This is a genomic window from Bradyrhizobium sp., assembly GCF_035570375.1.
Taxonomy (GTDB): Bacteria; Pseudomonadota; Alphaproteobacteria; order Rhizobiales; family Xanthobacteraceae; genus Bradyrhizobium.
The window spans coordinates 1-17,385 of the sequence record NZ_DATMLW010000178.1; the positions used below are offsets into that span (position 1 = coordinate 1).

The window sequence follows — 17,385 nt, forward strand, 5'->3', positions numbered from 1 at the left end:
TCCGTCGGTCAAGAGCGTCGAGGTGCCCGTCGTGAAAACCAGGCTCGGCTCGTGAAAGCCCGCCGCAGCGGCTTTCGGCCCGGCGCAGGCGACCTTGCGCAGCGCGCGCGCTATTTCGGCGCTCGGAAACAGGGGGCTCACTGCCGGTAAAATGACGCCATAAATCGCGAAGGCCAGAAAGGCCGCGGCGACGATGGCGTTCAGCAGGGAACGCTCGGCCCGGGCGTCATCGTAAAGCCACCACGCGAACAATCCGAAGATGAGGGCCGCAGCCACGAATGGCCAGGCCAGAAACACCGGCTGGCGCGTCAGGCCGACCGCTCCGACGACGGCCATCGCGGAAGCGAGTGCGGGAATCACGAACCACCAGGCTGCGCCTCTCATCCACCAGGATCGCGACAGCTCCCGCCGCTCGAGCGCGCCGACGGTGAGGATTGCGATCGCCGGGTAGAGCGGCAGCACGTAGTGCGGCAGTTTGGTCAGCACCAGCTCGAAGACGATCCAGGAGGGCACGAGCCAGGCCAGCAGAAATTGTGCTCCCGGCTCCCGCCTCGCGCGCCACACCGCAGGCGCCGCCATCAGCGCCATCGGTGCGCCCGGCCAGAACGTCACCCAGGCAAGCAGGAGATAGAGACCGGGCGGAGCGCCGTGAGATTCCTGTGCCGACAGCTTGCTCAGCATGTCGCCGCCAATGGAATCGGCAAAGAATGCTTCGCCTGCGCGCAAGAAGATGGCGACAAACCAGGGCAGCACCAGAACAAAAAGCCAGCTCACGCCCCAGGCAGGACGCAGCCGCCAAAGCCAGGTCGCGGAGCGGTCGAGAACGGCAAGCGCGGCGATGGTCAGGCCAACAAACATCAGGATCAGCGGGCCCTTGAGCAGGATGCCGCCGGCGAGCGCGGTCCAGAAGATCGCGGGCCACGTCCAGGGCGGGTGCACGGGATCCTCGCCCCGCTGCCACGATAAATATATCCGCGCCAGCGCCCCCATCGCCGTAACGGTTGCAAACAGCAACATGGCATCGGTCTTGGCGAGCCGCGCTTCGACACCGAGCAGGACCGTGCTTGCCATGATCATTGCGGCGAGAACGGCCCCTCGCCGCGTGGCAAAGGTCAGAGCCGTCCAGTAGGTCAAAAGCACGGCGCCAAGCGCGCCGATCAGCGACGGAACGCGATAGAGCCAGATGCGCGCCTGCGCCCGCGGCAGACCAAGCACTGAGGCGGTTTCGACCGCCGCCGCCTGCATCCAGTAAATGCCGACCGGCTTCTTGTATCGCACGTCGTCCTGGAAACGGATGTCGACGAAATCACCGCTCTCGACCATCTGCTTGGTGGCCTGCGCGAACCGCGGCTCGTCGCGATCGATCGGCGGGATGTTGAAAAATCCGGGCAGAAACAACAGGAGCCCGCAGAGCATCAGGAAGGTCGCCGCGCGAAGATGGCTGCCGGTCACGAAATCAAGCACGCCAGCAAGCAGGCTGCCCGGATCCACCCGGTTCCTGGGCTCGCGCGGTTGTCCAAATCGGGGGCGGGAATAGGTCTCTTCCATCGGTTCCGCATACGCCGAAACCATCGTCGCGACAACCGCTTAGGAAACCTCTATTGAATTCTGACGACAACTGTGTCCGCGGCGCCTTTGGCGTCCATTACCGTCAATCTGGCAAAGCCCGGGCCGGGCGGCTCGATCAGGCGCTGACGGCGGCCGTCGAGTTCGCCCACCGACACGCCGTTGACCAGCATCGTGATCGGAAGCACGCCGCCGGCGACCTTGACCGGCATCGCGGAAAATGACGCGCCATCTGCACCCGTCGCGTCGATCCGCGACCCGTTGAGCGGAAACTGGATGCGCGGCGGCTGCTCTCCGTCGGTTCGGACCAGTTCGCCGACCGACCGATATCGCCGCAGCGGCAGTGGAAGCTTGGCATTGCTCGCAACCAGCGTTCCCTTGGGAGCCTTTGGCAACGGCGCCGGCAATTTTCCGGTTCGCGCGAAGGCGTCAAACAGAATCGGTGCGGCAGCGGTGCGGCCGACAATTCCCGGCGCCGGTGCGCCGTCTGGACGACCGACCCAAACACCGATGGTGATGCGGCCGTCAAAGCCGATTGACCAGGCATCGCGGTAGCCGTAGCTGGTGCCGGTCTTGAACGCGATGCGATTACGCACGCCGTTCTCCGGTGGCGGCGTACCTAAAAGTATATTTCCGACCTGCCAGGCGGCGACCTGATCCAGCAAACGCAGCGAGTCACGGCCGTCATCAAGCAGGCTCGCGATCTCGCGCAATGGCCGGGTATTGCCGAGGCGCGCCAGCCCGCAATAGAGCTGCACGAGATCCTGCAGCGTGATGCCGACACCGCCCAGGCCCATGGCAAGCCCGGGCGCCTCGTCTTTGGGCAGCACCAGATCGGTACCCGCCTGCTTCAGCCGTGACGACAAACGGCTCGCGCCGACGCGGTCGAGCAAGGCAACAGCTGGCACATTGAGCGACATTTGCAGCGCCTTGCGCACCGGCACTGTGCCCTGAAAGGTCATGTCGAAATTCTCCGGCGCGTAGGAGCCGAAGCGGATCGGCCTGTCATCGATCAGACTTTCCGGATGAACAAAGCCGTCTTCGAACGCCAGACCATAGATGAATGGCTTGAGGGTCGATCCGGGCGAGCGCAGCGCGCGCGTCATGTCGACCTGACCTGCGCGGCGCTCATCGAAATAGTCGGGCGAGCCGACCCGCGCCAGCACGTCGCCGCTCGCATTGTCGACGGCGAGAATGGCAACCGAAATATTGGGACCGAGCGCGATCGCGCGGTCGCGCGCCAGCGCCTCGAGCGATTTTTGCAAGGCCAGGTCCAGCGTCAGCGCGATAACGGGCTTTGCTTTCACTGAGACAATCGCCTGATCCGCGGAATGCGGCGCCAGCATCGGCATTGGCCTGCGCAGGCGCGGCACCGCACTCACTTTCGCACTGATGGCATCGTCCTCGGCTATGACACCCTCCTCGACCATTCGGTCGAGTACGCGGTCGCGTGCCGCGCGTGCCGCGTCGGGATAGCGATCGATCCTGCGGGTCTCCGGAGACTGTGGCAACGCCACAAGCAGCGCGGATTCAGCCAGCGACAATCGCTTCGGCTCCTTGCCAAGATAAGCGATCGATGCGGCACGAACGCCTTCGAGGTTGCCACCAAACGGCGCGATCGCCAGATAGAGATTCAGGATCTCGTCCTTATCCATCTGCCGCTCGATCAGAATCGCGCGGACGATCTGCCGCAGTTTGGCGTAAAGGGTCCGCTCGCGACGCGGCTCGAGCAGCCGCGCCAGCTGCATGGTGATGGTCGAGCCGCCCGATACGATGTGCCCGCGAATGAGGACCTGGATCGCGGCACGCCCCAAAGCCAGCGGATCGACGCCGGCGTGGCTGCGAAAGCGTCGGTCTTCGTAGGCCAGCAGCAGCTTCAGATAGGTCGGATCGACGCCCGTCCTGGCATCGACGCCGAGCCGCCAGCGGCCGTCCGCCATGGCGTAGGCACGCAGCAGCTTGCCGTTGCGATCGACGATGGTGGTCGAAATTTCCCGCGCCTTTTCCAGTGGCAATGGGCCGAGTGAGACCAACCATGCCGCAAAGGTTGCAGTGACGAGGACGCAAAGGATGGCGAATGCAGGGATGACCTTGCGCGCAGAGCTTTGTCCTCTGGTTCTGTCATGGCCGGGCATAGCCGTTCGAAGAACGGCGTCGCTTCCGCTCGCCTCTGCCCGGCCATCCATGTCTTCTCCGGCGGAGATCAAGGGCGTGGATGCTCGGGACAAGCCCGGGCATGGCGAGGAAATTTCCTGGCTTGGCTCACTCATCTGGCCGGTCTCACCTCGACCGAACCGGTGCCGGTTCGGCCATAGCGCGAGGGGTTGTACATGTCCTCGACATAGGCCTGCGGCAGCACGTATTTGCCTGGCGACACCGCGCGCACGACATAGGCCACCGTGAACACCGAATTGTCGTCACTGGCGCGGTCGATAGCGGCCGTGAAGCGGTCGTCACGGAATTCAGCGTTCTCCGGTTCCTCGCCGCCCTCGATCCAGTCGAGCGTTCCGCTGTCACCGGAGGAGACCAGGTTCGGATTGTCGATCTCGAACCCCGCCGGGAGATAATCGGAGACCATGATATGGCCGAACTCCGGCTTGGGTTCGGTGATCTTCAACACCACCGCGAAGCGGTCGTTCTGCCTGGCCTTCGACACGTCTGCCGGCTTTCCGTCGAGGGTGAAAAAATTGCGCTCGATCCTGAAGCCGTTCGAAGCGGCCGGCTCAGGCGTGATCGGCGAACCCGAAACCGAGACCACCGCCTGCACCGGCGCTTCGCCGGTGTTGGTGATCTTGATCGGCTTGCCCATCACGTCGGCCCCCTTGTAGCTGCGATAGAGGGCGGCCTTGATCGGCGCGCCGTCGATTTCGAGTGCCATGGTTTCTTTCGAAAGCGCCCGCGAGGCCAGCACCAGCCAGGCATTCTCCTGGGTCGAAGTGTAGGGCGTGAGCCCGCGCGCCGCTTCCACCCGCGCCACTGCCTGGGTCAGCGTCGCACGCGGCGCATTGCCTTCGCTTGCGAGCGAAACCAGTGCCGCTGCATCGCGCAAAGCGCTGCCGTAATCGACCCGGCCGAACTCGAGCACAGGCTTCGGCGCCAAACTGTCGACGGCCGCGGCATAAACCCGTTCCGCCCTGCCCTTGTCACCGACCAGCGCCAGCGCGGCCGCAAGCTGGGCTTTCGCGATCGGGGTCGCCAGATTGTTCAGTTTGGTGTCGGCGAGATAGCGCAAGTCCCCGATCGGCGCGGCGCCGTTGCGGGCGAGCACGTAGAGACCGTAAGCGAGGTCTCGCCCGCCGTCCTTTTCGGGTTCGTTGGCATTGACGACGGTGTTGCGGATGCGCTCGAGCGCGCTCCTGAACAGCACATCCGGCACGACAAAGCCCTTCTCGCGCGCCCGGGTCAGGAAATCCGTGACATAGGCATCGAGCCACGCATCGTCGCCGCCCGCCGACCACAGACCGAACGATCCGTTCGAGCCCTGCCGGGCGAGCAGACGTTCGATGGCGTCCTTGATGCGCTGATCGACTTCACTGTCCGTCGCCAGATGCGCGCCGGCCGCCAGTTCATTGACATAGAGCAGCGGCAAGGCGCGGCTGGTGATCTGCTCGGAGCAACCAAAGGGATAGCGGTCAAGCGCCTTCAGGATGGTCGCCGCATCGAGCGCCGTGGACAGGCCGACGGAGAGCGAGACGCTGCCGGTGCCCGCTACCAGATCGGAGAACATGTCGCTCGTCAGCGTCAGGCTCTCGCCCTTGGCAAGGGTGCGGATCGTGCGGCGCGCAAGGATTTGCGTCGCGGCCTTGACGTCGAGCGCATAATGCCGCGCCAGCGTCAGCCCGTTCGGGCCCTTGATATCGACATCAAGGTTGGCGGTTCCGGTGCCGGCGGCATCGAGCGAGAGCGACATGGAGCTGCGCTGCTTCGCCGCAAGCCTCACGGTCGCGGCGGGATTGCCGGAGACTTTGACGGGCCCCGAACCAGTGACGTGAATGGTGTAATCTCCCGGAGCCCCTTCGACATTGTCGAGATCGAAGCTCATGGTGCCGCGGTCACCATTGAGCAGGAACCGCGGCAGCGTAGCCGTCAGCACCACGGGATCGCGCACCGTGACGTCGGTCGAGGCGCGACCCAATTTCGTCGCGGTCCAGGCGACCGCCATTACACGCGCGGTGCCGGCAAACTCGGGGATGTCAAAGCTGATTTGCGCCGTGCCATCGGCTGCGACAGTAACGATACCGGAATAGAGCGCGAGCGGCTTCTGCGTCGGCGGGCTGCCCTGCAGCTCCGCACCGGCGCCGTCACCGCCGGTCTTGAGCTGGCCGCGCGTGCCCTGCATGCCGTCGATCAACTGCCCATAGAGGTCGCGGATTTCGGCCGCAAGGCGACGCTGGCCGAGATAGTAATCGTCCGGTGCCGGCGACGAGTAATTGGTGAGGTTGAGGATTCCGACATCGACGGCGGCGACGACGACCTTGGCGTCCTCGCCGGGATTAAGCCCGCCGAGTTTGACCGGCAGCTTCAGCGTGGTGTTCGGGCGTACCAGCACCGGCGGCGACAAACTCACCTGAAGCGTTCGTGTTTTCTTGTCGATGTCGAACCACCTCAGACCGATGGCGCGGCCCGGCATGCGCAAAGCCGCCGCATCGAGCGGCCGGCGAAGCGTTGCCACCACGTAGGCGCCAGTGCCCCAATCCCTGCCGACGGGGATCTTGAGCTGGGCTGTACCCTCCTTGACGTCGATCGTCTGCGTCTTCAGCAAGCGGTCGCCGACCACGTTGACGGTCAGCTTGCCGGCGGAGCGCGCGTTGACCGCAACCACCATGGTGTCGCCGGACTGATAATCCGGCTTGTCGATCGAGGTCTCCAGGAGGTCAGGCGTATCGGCGCTGCCGTCCGAATACCAGCCGACGTCGAATTGTACCGAGGTCAGCGGCCCGTCGGCGTCGGTCGATTTGACATCAAGGCGATAGCGGCCGGGCTGTGGCGACAGCACGATGCGCGTCGGTTTGTCGGCGGCGATGACCAGATCGCCGTCGGCGACGCGCTTGGTCGATTTGACCGGCTCATATTCCCAGGATGAATTCTGGCGATACCATTGATAGTGGGATTCCACCTTCAATAGCTCATATCGCAAGCCGTCGCGCGCCAGCGTCTTGCCGTCGGGCGCCACGAACAAGACGTCGAACCCGGCCTTATCGCCCTCGGCGATGCTCCTGCCCAAAAACAGCGGCTTGACGCCGATCATGGCGGTGCTCGGTGCCACCGGCAGCACGAGCTTGCGCTCGACCGCGCGGCCGCCGGCTTCCGCCATTCGGATGAAAATCTGCGCTTGCTGCGGCCTACTCGACGAAGGCGGCTTGGCGAGGCCGACCGGGAAGGTCGCAACCCCCTTGGCGTCCGTCTCCGGGAGGTTTTCGATCGGTGTGCGCTCGTTGCTGGTGGTCTCCTCGTCTGCAACGCCGAACTGGTACCCCGCAAAACCGGGACGATCGGCCGCGGGCGCCACCAGGATGTCGCCCTCGAGCTGCAGGCCGGAGGCCGGAGCGCCGTAGAGGAAATGCCCGTCTACCTTCAGTTCTACCGGAAGATCAGCCTTGATCTGCTTTTCCCTGGCCGAAAGCTCAAATTCGAGTCGTTCCGGGACGTAGTCCTCGACCATGAAGGTGGTCTCGCCGACCGAAGGGCCCTTCGGATCGGTGAAGGCACGCGCCCGCCATGTGCCCGTCGGGACCGCCGAATTGAGCGGCACCGACAGCGACCGGCCGCCGGCGCCTTGATCCGCCAACACCGCACGGCGGAACTCGACGCCATCAGGCCGCTCGATCACGAGCGTCAGCGGCCCGCCGGTGATGGCATTGCCCTGACCGTCGCGCAGAAGCGCCGTCAGATAGACCGTCTCGTTGGAGCGATAGACACCGCGTTCGGCATAAACGAACGCATCGGCGCCCGCGGGCACGGCCCGTCCGGACACGCCGCGGTCGGAAAGATCGAAAGCATTGGTCTTGAGACTGAGGAAGGCATAGTCGGCCTTGTCGCTCATGACGACGGTGAGCATGGCCGGTGAAAGCCCGCCCTCTCCGCGCGCCAATCCCGCCTCGAAGAGGACGTGACCGGAATCGTCGGTCTTACGGGTGGCGAGGATTTCGTTGTTGCGGGCGACCAGCCGCACCTCGGCCTTTGCGACCGCTTCGGTCGATGCGAGCGAATTGACGAAAACGTGGATGCCATCATTGCCCGAGAAGGCGGCAAGACCGAGGTCGGAAGCAATGAACCATTGGGTCGCCAGCGATCCGTCGTCGTCGCTGCCGGGGCCCTTTGGCGCCGCGGTCATGACATAAACGCCCGGTTGCAGGGTGCCCAGCGCCTCGTCGACCGGAAACGCGGTGGTGACATCCTGGTTGAGCGTCAAGGCGGTTGCGAGTTCACCGGACCAGACCTTGACGCCGCGTTCGTCGCCGAGGCTTGACAGTTCGTACCGGCTCAAGGCGCGCTGGAAGTCGTTGTCGATGACGGTGTTGATCAGGTTGCGATCGCCGATCCGAAATACATTCACCGACACCGCCGGTGTGTTGACGCTGACGAGCGGGATGCCGCGTTGTCCGGTGCGCGGCAACACGTAGGCGCGGCCCGTGAAGCGCACGAACGGCTTGCGGTCGCGCACATAGACGTTGAATTCCGCCGATTTCGCCAGGCTTTCCTTCACCGCCGAGGGCAGGCCGGCGCGCAGATTGATATTGTAGCGTTCGCCATGCTTGAGACCATCGACGCAAAGCTGCCTTCCTTCCGTCGTCAATGCCGGCTTGTCGTTGCCCCCCAGTGCCAGGAACGGCGCAAAATCGGTGCGCTTGGCAAGGTCCTCGGAGAACTGGAAGCAGGCGCGCGGCGAGGCCGAATCCGAATCGATGGTGTAGTCGAGCAGCCGGAAACCGTGCTCGTCGCGCATCTTCTCATACTGGCCGCGCACGTCGGCGACCTCCCGCAGGTCGAGCGAAAGCCGCATGCTGTCGAGCGCCGGCCGCCACAGCTTGCGCTCCGACAGCGCGCGGCCGAGCACGGCCAGCGCCTCGGCTTCCTCTTGCGCGTTCGCGGCGCGCTGATAGGCAATGTAGGCCGCGGTGGAGGCCCGCTCGAGCAGGAAGGTCTGCTCGCTCAAATTGGCGGGCCGAATCTGGAAGATGGTACGGGCCAGGCGCAGCCAGTTGGAGCTGTCGTCGGGCGCGGTGGCGGCGATTTGCCCGAGGATCTGCAGGCCGGTGCGGAAATCGTTGCGGCGGAGGGCGGTGTCGGCGTCGGTTTTCAGGGACGCATTGGTTTTGGCCACAGGCCCGGCTTCGCTCTTGATCTGGGCTTCCAGCTTGATCGCCGAATCGGCGAGATCGTCACGTTTGAAGGCCTTATCCGCCGCCTGCGCCGTCACCAGGCCAAACACCAGCGCGGCGCAAAATGCTGCCGCGCGAACGAAACCGATCATGATGGAACTCCCTGGGCGGCGACAAGGCCGCTAGCTAAACGAAATTTGTGCCGAAAGGTGACGGACTGATGGCAGCCGAACAAGGATATGAAAGAGTCGCAAAGCCAAACCACCTGCCGAAAGCCTTAACCTTTGCCTGACCGCAGCCGACACCGGCGGCGCCGGGCATTGCCGGCAAGCCGAAGCGACGGGGCTGCGATCTTGAGGCTTTGTCGCGCCCTTGCGGAAAACGGTTCGGATCAGTCTTGGCGGGAAAGCGGATTTTTCATATTGGCAATGGTATAAGGCCGAAAAGCGGTCCCATAGCTCAACTGGATAGAGTAACGGATTTCTACTCCGTGGGTTGCAGGTTCGAATCCTGCTGGGATCGCCACTCAAGATTCCGTCTCCTGTGTTTTCAATTACTTATTGTCAATTTTGGCAAACTGGATTTCGGATTTGCCAATTCCTGTTCCCGAAATGAGCTTCTTGCCGGCATTCGCTGCCGCATGTTTTCGGTCGGCGCTCCGGGTGTAACGCTCTGCCTCGCTGGCCGTCTTCCATCCAAACCAGGCCATGAGTTCTGTTGTGGTCCCGCCACGATCGGCAAGTCGTGTAGCTGCGGCCTTGCGCAAGCCGTGCGTCGTGCAGCGCCTGGGCAATCCAGCTTCATTGCAGACCTGGCGAAACCAGTTTCCGAAACCGGCAGCGGTGAACGGTTCGCCCCTCGCAGTCACAAGGAAGGTCAGGTGATTGCTTGACGGCATCGCATCGATTGCTTCTTGTAGCGCCGGCATCACCGGAACATCGAAGGGCACCTTCGTTTTTTGTCGCTGCAGTGACAGGACGCCATTGCGAACGTGTTGGCGCCCCATTCTCACGACATCGCAGCGCGCCTGCCCGACCTGCAGCAGCAATTCATAGGCAAGGCGTGCCCGAGTCCCGATGGCATGATGGGCCTCGAACTGGCTGCACTCTTCTGGCCCCCAAGGGTGGTGACCGTTAGACTTGACCGAAACAAGTTTCACACCAACAAGCGGATCGGTCGTCAGCGTATCGAGTGACAAGCAATGATCGATTAAGCCGCGCAGCGCTTTGCGCCAGTTTGCAGCTGCAGCCGGCGATTTCTTACTTAAGATCGCCTGCAGCGCTTTCTTGTGCAGCAATGCAATCCGCTTCTCACCGTGCTCTTCGCGGAACCGCTCCAGGATTGCCCGTCGCATTCGCTGCGAACTTGAAGCCAGGCCATCCGTGAAGGCGCTCGACTGATAGTATGAGACAAGAGCGGCATTTACGGTTCCCGCCTTCGTGCGGCTGGATCCCAGCTCCGGCGCCGTCCAATCGCCCTTTAACGCCTTCTCGCGGGCCTCCATGAACTCCGGGGACCATGGAAGACCCGGCAACGGAACGCGCTTGCGACCAGGCAAACGTAAATAAAAGCGAGGAGTGCCGTCGTGGTCGATAAAGCCGTGAGTGTATTTGGGGTACTTGTGCCTCACTGCACATCATCCCATTCGTTCGTCGTCGTCTGATTATCCGACCGGCCAGCAAAAACTATGATCTTCCCGTCGCGATCAATCTCGACACGCTTCACAGCCAAGCCAGCGTTCACCGCGCCCTTGATGGCCTTGGTGACATCGCCTTGTTTAAAGTTGTGAGCGCCGCGGGACATTTTAAGGACTTCCCTGCCGGACGGCCTTTCCAAGGCCACCCGACGTTCGTGGTTCGCAAGTTCTTTCGCGAAAACCGCCCGGACAGGGAATTGGGTGTTTTCGACGGTCCGCCTTGGAAAGCGGGGATTTGAATGGTTCGGTACGTTCAACGATGATTTGGCTTAATGAGGCAACTACAACTAATTTGTATTCACACTTTGGTCATCCAAGATGTCGAGCGAGACAAGCTCGGGTGCTCGTTATGATATTGGCCAGCTCGTCGTCCGCGAAAATCTCGTCCGTCCCTTCCTGGATGTACGCCAGCAGCGCGCATAGCCCCGCCAGCGTCGTGGGCTCGGTCATCGCAAGATCCCAACGCGCACCGTCCTCGTGGCTGGCCGCTCCGTGTTCCGCGTGTTTGTGACGTTCGATGGCCGCGAGGATTGGATCAGGGACTCGCTGGAGCGGCCCTGCGGGGACAGGCAGCGGAATGCTCACGCCGAGTAAAGCGCCGCCAGCGGCCGCGCCAGCGCATTGGGAAACGAACCGCCGACGCGATGAATCGACGCCGGCTTTTGTGGTATGATTTGAATCAGCTCTAGTCATGATTGCCTCATGGTTAGGGTTAGAGCCGGGGCGGAAGTCTCCACCTTCCCCTCGGCTTGCTTTTATGATAATCGGAAAATCATGAAGAAGTCAATAAACGATAATCGTAAAAGGCGCGGCAGGCCAGCTACTGGCACGGCACCACTCGTGGGCGTCCGCATGACCGAAGAATTTCAGAGTGAGATCAAGAATTGGGCTAAAAAGCAGCCGGATCATCCCGCACTCGCGGTTGCCATCCGCCGCCTGGTCGAGCTTGGGCTGACCGCAAAGGCCAAGTGGAGCCCAGTGAAGGAAGACGAGAAGCCGCGCAAAGACACGAAAGGACGCGCTCGCGAATTGGCGGGCGACACGCTAGACGAGATGACCGACACAACAGCCACCCCGGAGGATCAAGCCGGCCGTAAGCGTCGGCTCATCAGAGGGCCGGAAGAATTTCAGAACGTACGACGCGACCGGCCGAACAGAAAATAAGCCGCCCGCTGGCGGCCTGAAGGCGAAGAAATAAACCGGCAGCTATGGCGAAGGACGAATATAGTCAGTATCTCGAAACCCTGGGCGAAGAAGTAGTGCAGTATCGATTGGCAAATCGGATGCCGATCGGCGACAAACCCGAGAACAATCCGCCTTATGAGTTCGTTAGAAACTGGCTTGTTAAAAAAGCGAAAGCTCGAAAGAAAGCCGAGAATCGAAGGTTCTGGGCTGGGATTCTTATTGGATTGGTGGCTGCTGTAGCGGCTGTTATTGCAGCAATCCCTGTAGTCAAATCCTGGCTTCGATAAACGATTTTCCAGATTGGAGAAATCGCTTGCGAGATTAACGCACTCCTAGTGCTAGCTAAGTTGCACTTCTCTCGAACGCTAAATCTAGCGGCTTCCCTTCTCGCCCGATTGGCGAAATCATGCGGACATGTTCGCCCTCACTGCCGCCGATCGAACGACCACCCGCACGAGCAATGCTGGCTGATTTATTGCGGCGATATCCACGCCGGGACGATCTCTGGAGCGAACAGGCAATCCATACGAAACTGAGCCATGGGAATGGCAGTGTGGCTTCTATCCCGGAGCGCGTCCGGGCGAATGCACGAGCGGCACGGCAAAGACTTTCGATCAAGCCCGCGCCGACTTCGAAGCGGCATGGAAAGTCTTTTTTTCAAACCGCACCGACGCAGACTTGCAGGCATGCCGCGATCAAGAAGCCTGGACGGCGGAGAAGTATCGCCGGTTCGATCGCGGCGAGCGCATGCCGCCGGATTGGCGGAAGCCGCTGATCGTATCTTCAAAACCAAGTGCGATGATCGGGTCGTCTTCGACGATCAGGACGTCATCCGGCAGGCGTTCGCTCACGACTCCATCAGGTAAAAGTTCCAAGCCAACGCATGAAAGAAATCCGTCGGATTTTTCGGCCGGGGCATTCTCGGGTTCCTATTTGAAACCATCTTATCATCTCGAACGTTCTGTCTGTGCACTAGTAGAGGGAACCTCCGAAGGTGAGCGCGTATTGTGAATTGCCGCGAGCGAAGGGAACTCGAACATGTCACCGCACACGGCGATCGGCCGCACAACAACCTGTTGCGCCGGCTCAGCGCGAGCGACTTTGGGCTGGTCGCGCCATATCTAACGCCCGAAGAGGCAGAGGCCAACACGCCGCTTTACAATCCCGGCGACAACGTTGACACCGTCCACTTTCCCTGCGGGTCTAGCCTCGTGTCTTATCTGGTGGCCAACGAAGACGGCCGCGACGTCGAGACGATGCTGGTCGGCCGCGAGGGCGCCGTCGGTGGAATCGTCAGTCTTGGCTACTTGCCGGCCTATACGCGCATGACGGTCAAATTTGGTGGCCCGTTTGTGCGCCTACCGATCGCGAAACTCGACGATGCGAAAACCGCCTCCCCTTCGCTGCGCAATGTGTTTGCCCGATATGCCGACTGCCTGCTGGCCCAGATGTTTCAAGCGACCGCCTGCAATGCCGTCCATTCGATCGAGCAGCGTACGGCCAAGTGGATCATCTCGGCCATGGAACGCGCCAACGGCGATAATGTCGTAACGCTGACCCACGAACAGCTCGCCACCCTGTTGGGTGTCGGCCGCAGCTATGCCAGCCGGGTCATTCAGATTTTCAAGACCGAGGGCGTGCTCGAGACCCGCCGCGGCTCGATCCTTGTCCGCGATCGCGAGGCGTTACAGAAGCGGGCCTGCCTTTGTAATGAAAACGTCAAGAACCACTTCGAGGAAGTGCTGCGGGGGGTTTACGCCACGGAAGCGGCCGTACCGAGCCTAGCCAGTGCGTTGGTGAAGTGATGATGCACGGCTAGAATCAACGATGGCAACAATCCGGTTACGAGAAAAAGGAATTCGAGTCATCTGCCCCTGCACCGCCTGCATTTCCTCAATAGGAACAACGGCAGGTTATTGGGAAAGAAGGATGCGCCGGATGGCTTAAATAATTTGGGCCGCATCCGGACAGAGAAAAAGCCGGCGGGCGTGACACCGTCGGCTTCTCCTTGCGACTGCCGGCTCGATTTCCGGTTCCATCGCAACCTGACACCCAGCCTGGAGCGCGATGGTGATCGCGTGCGCATGATCACAAGAGGCGGTTACAACTGGACCGACCGATATCCATGGATCGTCGAGGCGGCGGGGAAGATCCGGCAGCGGCAGTTCGTCCTCGATGGTGAGGCCGTCGTGCTCGGCGTCGACGGCATCTCGGACTTCAACGCCCTGCACTCCCGCAAGCATGATGATGAGGTCCAGTTCTGCGCCTTCGACATTCTCGTCGAGGGCGGTGACGACCTGCGCAAGCTGCCGCTCTCGATGCGCAAGACCAACTCAGCCCGGCTACTTGCACGTCGCAGCGACGGCATCTTCGCCGCCCCGTTTGAGCAGGGAGAGATCGGCCCGGACCTGTTTCGTGCCGCCTGCAATATGGGGCTCGAAGGTCTGGTTTCGAAGCGCCGGGATCGCCCCTATCGCGGCGGCGGGTCGCCGCATTGGGTCAAGGTGAAGAACCGTACCCATCCCGCAATGAATAGGGTCAGGGATGCATTCTCATGAAAGTGGCCCCGCCGGGAAAACCGGCGGGCGTTTCGCTTCTAGAGATCGACGCTGATGGCCCTTGCGCTCCCGCTTTGATTGCGAAACACTCGCATATGAGGGGGCAAAGCAATGAAATCTGCGTTGCTATTCGTGCTTATTTTCCTCGCCGGCGTCGCAGTGATCTTCGCCATCGCGCCCGCGGCGGCCCGTTGGTATGAGAGATACGCGGCGGCAGCTGCTGAGCGCGCCGAGCACGATCGCGTGCAGAGCATTGCGCTAGCTGAACAGCGGGCCAAAGATGACGAGATCAAGCGCATCAGAGAAGCGAGGTTTCAGACTGGCCTCAGCATCGCTATCATGCTGCGTGAAAGCATGAAAAATCCCGCTAGTTTCCGGTTAGAACGGACGATCCGAACCGAGGGCGGGGTCTTTTGCTATTGGTTTCGGGCGACAAATTCTTTTAATGCCATCGTTCCGGGGCAGGCCCTGTCATACAGCGGCAGACTGCATGTGACCGGAGAGGATGACTTTGATGGCTGGTGGCAGGGCTTTTGCAATACTGGTTCGACGTCAGAGAATTTCGATATAATCCCCTATGCGATGAATAATTTCATCAAGAGATAAGCAGGTCTTAAAGTAGTCGGCGCTGACCTAGAGCTGCGGTCTGACTGGGAAGCATCAGGAATGGGTGACGTTCTTGCGCCCCGCCTGTCGCTTGGGATTAGTAGGGTTTGGTCTCGAAGCGCCGGGACCGGCCCTATCAGGCTGGCCGGTTGAAGCATTGGAATCAAGGTGAAGAACCGGAAGCATCCGGCGATGGAGCGGGTGATGGAGGCGTTTACGTGACGAGATGAAGCCCATATCTGCTGATGAACTGTTCAGACTAGCAGGTATCTGTCCGGGCGCGCCGATCGCATGGGGTGATAATATACCCTGCGAACACCCGTGAGTTCGGTGACGGCGTAATAAGCAATCTACAGCAACAGGATCCCAATCAATCGTTAGCCGCGTCTCTCTCTTAGCCTTGGGCGGGTGAAATAAAATATAGGAACTCTCGACAGAAATGTCCGTTTAGGCCTCTCGCCGAAAGCCAGCGGGAGGAAATCCGATGGACCTATCCACCACGAATGACCGAATAAGAGCGCTGAGTCGGTTACGCGGCTCGCTTGCTAAAGAATATCGCAAACTACATGACCTACGCGAGCGGGTTAGAAAGGCCGAGGCCGCCGCCGCAATTAGGCCGCGCAGTAAATCTGGGAAAGGGAACGAGTTTGTCGTGAGTGGTGAGTTTTAGCCACAGTCAAGTCGGAAGAGGCTCGCGCGCATTCAGGACTACTTCCTTTGCGCTGTGAAGGCGACGCAATCACGACAACATCGCCCGACCAAGCTGAAGCCCTGCTGGCGGGGGCCGGACGGAGTGAGGGTATGTCAGCTCGAGTCGGAACAGGTCTGCTTCGAGATTTCATTATGATGCTTGGCGGTGCCGTAGGGATCGGCCTCCCGATGGCCGTGGTGATTATCTGGGTTTGCTCTTGACCCTTTCGGCCGCTCCCGCCGCGTCAGCCACTGGACGACCTCGCCGTCGACGAAAGGGATCGTGACGGCAAGGTGCAGGTCGGTGGGCCGCGCACTACCGTAGCAGCAGCTGCATGTCAGATGGGTTAGAGTCGAACTGTCAACTGTGCTGTTGGCGCTCGGAACGCGTCAGCGGAAGATGATTTCGGACCGCCCGACAGCACTGTTTCGCACGAGCGTTCATGAGGCCACACGGCAACAGTTCAGGTTTTTTTGCAACTGTGAAGCCTTCACGAGCTATCGTCGTGCATCTGCTTACCCTATAGGAAGATCTGCGGAAATTATTGCCGCAGTCGCTTTAGGGTGGGCGATGGATCGAGGACCGCATTTTCCGGTCGATCTCGCAGTTGTCCTAGCGATCAACATCGTATTCGCGGTGCTGATCTATTGCGGCTTACTGCTTTGGGGCGTGCTGGGGACTTAGGCACAAGATGACGACCATCGTCCAGCTCCTCGCGCAAAAGCAAAAGCTCATCGAACGACTGGATGAAATCCCCGATCCGAAAGAGCGAGCGCAGATCGAACGTCTATTTGCTGAGATCGACGAGGACTTAAATCTGCTCGGCGCGGAGCCGGGCGGGCACTGGAGCCATATCCATCATTTGCGGGCAAAGGCCCAGCATTCCAACTCGACTTCGGCATCCAGAGCCAATCCGTTAGCGCCAAACGCGGATCGCGCTGGCAAACGCTCCGGCTTGAAATACGTCACATAAATTTTGTTGAATGCACCCCAATTGAACATGTGTGCAAGCATAACTGTGCATTTGAAAACGTCGTCGAAATTTAAACCATTTGCCTCCAAGACCTCCTCGATGTTGTCCATCACCTGCTTTGTCTCAGGTTCAATTCCGCCCGGAACCAATTCCCTTGTTCCCGGCAAGAGGCCGATGGCACCCGACATGTACAGCACGTCTCCGACTCGTACCGCTTGGCTGAATGGTAGCTTTGCAGCGGTGGCAGCCGGTGAGTTGTAGAATTGAACTTGTTCGTTCTGGGCAGTGGCGGGCGTCGCGCACCAAAGAGCAAAACCGACGAGAGCAATTAAAAGCCATGCAGCCTTGAGAGATGCTTTCATTACTTCCTCCTGTGGCGCGCGCGCCGGAGTCACTCGATCACCAAGTCCGCGCTGCCGAGCAGTGTTGCCACATCGGTGATGACGCGAGACGCATCCACACCATTTTCAGCTCATGTCACTTTTTGACGAAGCCAGCGCCGTTTTTTATCGTGTTGCCTGACGATCTCCGTCATCAGATAGAACCGATAGATCAGATGAAATCCCACAAAAACCCAAAAGAGCCCACCGATCATTGACCAAAAAGAAAACACTCCGACGATGCCTTCAAATATAGTGTACAGCCCAAGAACACCAATGATGTACAGCGAATAGAGATATGGAAGAAATCCGAGCAGAACTAAGAGATTTTTCCAGCTCCTTTTCTGCCTCACCGATACAATAAAAAAATAAGTAAAAAGACCTACTGAGGCAGCGACGCCGCCTAGA

14 protein-coding genes and 1 tRNA gene are annotated in these 17,385 nt (G+C 60.7%); 6 read left to right on the forward strand and 9 right to left on the reverse strand.

The features are described from left to right. From VNX23_RS19240 to VNX23_RS19250, 3 genes are all read right to left on the reverse strand, one after another. Window positions 1-1,548 (reverse strand): glycosyltransferase family 39 protein (locus VNX23_RS19240; RefSeq protein ID WP_325632573.1); only part of this gene is annotated, 1,548 nt, incomplete at its 3' end. A 50-nt stretch (window positions 1,549-1,598) separates the two neighbouring features. Continuing rightward, on the reverse strand, window positions 1,599-3,836 hold the full coding sequence (pbpC, locus tag VNX23_RS19245; protein WP_414643032.1) for a penicillin-binding protein 1C: 2,238 nt from the start codon (window positions 3,834-3,836) through the stop codon (window positions 1,599-1,601). Then, complete coding sequence (locus VNX23_RS19250) at window positions 3,833-9,040, reverse strand: alpha-2-macroglobulin (protein ID WP_325632577.1); 5,208 nt, start codon at window positions 9,038-9,040, stop codon at window positions 3,833-3,835. Before VNX23_RS19250 ends, pbpC begins: the two co-directional genes overlap by 4 nt. A 296-nt stretch (window positions 9,041-9,336) precedes the next feature. Between VNX23_RS19250 and VNX23_RS19255 the strand changes: the two genes are divergently transcribed. Further along, window positions 9,337-9,413 (forward strand) — tRNA-Arg (locus VNX23_RS19255). A gap of 28 nt (window positions 9,414-9,441) precedes the next feature. Here VNX23_RS19255 and VNX23_RS19260 read toward each other — a convergent pair. The 3 genes from VNX23_RS19260 to VNX23_RS19270 all read right to left on the reverse strand — a co-directional run bounded on the left by VNX23_RS19260 (window position 9,442) and on the right by VNX23_RS19270 (window position 11,034). Beyond that, window positions 9,442-10,518, reverse strand: a complete 1,077-nt coding sequence (locus tag VNX23_RS19260; protein WP_325632579.1) for a tyrosine-type recombinase/integrase — start codon at window positions 10,516-10,518, stop codon at window positions 9,442-9,444. After that, the gene (locus tag VNX23_RS19265; RefSeq protein WP_325632581.1) at window positions 10,515-10,691 is read right to left on the reverse strand and encodes a hypothetical protein; all 177 of its coding nucleotides are present in this window, start codon (window positions 10,689-10,691) and stop codon (window positions 10,515-10,517) included. Before VNX23_RS19265 ends, VNX23_RS19260 begins: the two co-directional genes overlap by 4 nt. A gap of 202 nt (window positions 10,692-10,893) precedes the next feature. Further along, window positions 10,894-11,034, reverse strand: a complete 141-nt coding sequence (locus VNX23_RS19270) for a hypothetical protein (protein ID WP_325632582.1) — start codon at window positions 11,032-11,034, stop codon at window positions 10,894-10,896. 402 nt (window positions 11,035-11,436) lie between these two features. Between VNX23_RS19270 and VNX23_RS19275 the strand changes: the two genes are divergently transcribed. Beyond that, window positions 11,437-11,748: a hypothetical protein gene (locus VNX23_RS19275; protein WP_325632584.1), complete on the forward strand. Its 312-nt coding sequence runs from the start codon at window positions 11,437-11,439 to the stop codon at window positions 11,746-11,748. A gap of 44 nt (window positions 11,749-11,792) precedes the next feature. Beyond that, window positions 11,793-12,056: a hypothetical protein gene (locus tag VNX23_RS19280; protein ID WP_325632585.1), complete on the forward strand. Its 264-nt coding sequence runs from the start codon at window positions 11,793-11,795 to the stop codon at window positions 12,054-12,056. Between the two features lie 408 nt (window positions 12,057-12,464). On the opposite strand, the gene VNX23_RS19285 is transcribed toward VNX23_RS19280, so the two are convergent. Next, window positions 12,465-12,620 carry a hypothetical protein gene (locus VNX23_RS19285; RefSeq protein ID WP_325632587.1) on the reverse strand — a complete coding sequence of 52 codons (156 nt, stop codon included), beginning with the start codon at window positions 12,618-12,620 and terminating at the stop codon, window positions 12,465-12,467. 156 nt (window positions 12,621-12,776) lie between these two features. On the opposite strand from VNX23_RS19285, the gene VNX23_RS19290 reads away from it, so the two are divergent. From VNX23_RS19290 to VNX23_RS19300, 3 genes are all read left to right on the forward strand, one after another. Then, the gene (locus VNX23_RS19290) at window positions 12,777-13,574 is read left to right on the forward strand and encodes a Crp/Fnr family transcriptional regulator (RefSeq protein ID WP_325632589.1); all 798 of its coding nucleotides are present in this window, start codon (window positions 12,777-12,779) and stop codon (window positions 13,572-13,574) included. A 147-nt stretch (window positions 13,575-13,721) separates the two neighbouring features. Then, a complete protein-coding gene (locus VNX23_RS19295; RefSeq protein ID WP_325632591.1) occupies window positions 13,722-14,327 on the forward strand; it encodes a DNA ligase in 606 nt (201 codons plus the stop codon). Between the two features lie 111 nt (window positions 14,328-14,438). Further along, the gene (locus VNX23_RS19300) at window positions 14,439-14,933 is read left to right on the forward strand and encodes a hypothetical protein (protein WP_325632593.1); all 495 of its coding nucleotides are present in this window, start codon (window positions 14,439-14,441) and stop codon (window positions 14,931-14,933) included. 1,549 nt (window positions 14,934-16,482) lie between these two features. Here the strand turns inward: VNX23_RS19300 and VNX23_RS19305 are convergent. Together VNX23_RS19305 and VNX23_RS19310 are read right to left on the reverse strand one after the other, a co-directional pair. After that, window positions 16,483-16,959 carry a Rid family detoxifying hydrolase gene (locus tag VNX23_RS19305; RefSeq protein WP_325632594.1) on the reverse strand — a complete coding sequence of 159 codons (477 nt, stop codon included), beginning with the start codon at window positions 16,957-16,959 and terminating at the stop codon, window positions 16,483-16,485. A 110-nt stretch (window positions 16,960-17,069) separates the two neighbouring features. Next, the coding region (locus VNX23_RS19310; protein WP_325632596.1) for a hypothetical protein at window positions 17,070-17,385 on the reverse strand (316 nt) is incomplete at its 5' end.